The 1567-nt window shown below is 60.2% G+C and carries 2 protein-coding genes; both read right to left on the reverse strand.

What is annotated here, in order from left to right:
- Positions 1 to 409 (reverse strand): alpha-E domain-containing protein (locus tag AC1DRJ_RS27105; RefSeq protein WP_477804855.1); only part of this gene is annotated, 409 nt, incomplete at its 3' end.
- A gap of 12 nt (positions 410 to 421) precedes the next feature.
- On the reverse strand, positions 422 to 1567 hold a 1146-nt coding region (locus tag AC1DRJ_RS27110), incomplete at its 5' end, for a circularly permuted type 2 ATP-grasp protein (protein ID WP_477804856.1).

The following is a 1567-nucleotide window of genomic DNA, read 5'->3' on the forward strand; positions in this document are numbered from 1 at the left end:
CGCAAAAACGGCTCATGCCGTAGCGGCTCAAACCCTGCTCCGCGATCCCGCGAATCTCCAGCCAGGTGGCGTTGATGTTTTCCCACATGTCGGCGGTGATTCGCCCACGCACCGCATGGGCGCTGGCCCGAGCGGAGCCGAGGCAACTGTAGATGCTCGCCGGGTTGGCCGCATCCAGGGCGAAGAAATGCAGCAACCGTTCGGCATGCAACGCGCCGTGGCGCTCCAGATAGTCGTCCAGGGTGCCGGTGATCAGCAGCGGCATGGCGAGTTCGTGCAGCCCGTCACCGCGACCATCCTGTGGCATCAACGACAGCGAATAACTGATGTCGAGCATCCGTGCGAGGTTTTCCGCCCGCTCCAGGTAACGCGACATCCAATACAAATCCGAGGCAGTTCTACTTAACATGGCAGGCTTCCTTCAATCCTCGACCACCCAGGTGTCCTTGGTTCCGCCACCCTGGGATGAATTCACCACCAGAGAGCCTTCACGCAGGGCGACACGGGTCAAACCGCCGGGCACAACCCGGGTTTCGCGGCCAGACAATACAAACGGACGCAGGTCGATGTGGCGTGGGGCGATGCCGTTTTCGACAAAGGTCGGACAGGTCGACAGGGACAACGTCGGTTGCGCGATGTACGCATGGGGCTTGGCTTTGATCCGTGCACGGAACGACTCGATTTCCGCCGCCGTCGCCGCCGGCCCCACCAGCATTCCGTAACCGCCGGAGCCCTGGGTTTCCTTGACCACCAGATCGGGAAGATTGGCCAGGACGTGGGACAGTTCAGAGGGGTTGCGGCACTGGAACGTCGGCACGTTTTTCAGGATCGGTTCTTCGTCGAGGTAGAAACGGATCATGTCGGTGACAAACGGATACACCGACTTGTCGTCCGCGACCCCGGTGCCGATGGCATTCGCCAGCACTACGTTGCCGGAGCGGTACGACGACAGCAGCCCCGGAACGCCCAGCATCGAATCCGGATTGAACGCCAGCGGATCGAGGAATGCGTCGTCAAGGCGACGGTAGATCACGTCGACGGCTTTCGGCCCGTCCGTGGTTCGCATGAACACCTTGTCATCGCGCACGAACAGGTCTGCACCTTCCACCAGTTCAACCCCCATCTCCCGGGCCAAAAAGGCATGTTCGAAAAACGCGCTGTTGAAGCGACCCGGCGTCAGCACCACCACGCTCGGGTTGTCGATCGGACTGGAACTTTTCAGGGTATCCAGAAGCAAATTCGGATAGTGATCGATGGGAGCGATGCGTTGCGCCGAGAACAACTCGGGKAACAGGCGCATCATCATCTTGCGGTCTTCGAGCATGTAGCTCACGCCGCTGGGTGTACGCAGGTTGTCTTCGAGCACGTAGTACGTGCCGTCGCCGTCGCGCACCAAATCGACGCCAGAAATGTGCGAATAAATATCCCGATGCAGATCCAGCCCTTGCATCGCCAACTGGTATTGCTCGTTGGCCAGCACTTGCTCGGCTGGAATGATGCCCGCCTTGATGATGCGCTGCTCGTGATAGAGGTCGGCAAGGAACATGTCCAATGCCTTGACCCGCTG

The sequence above is a fragment of the Pseudomonas sp. P5_B2 genome, assembly GCF_056400445.1.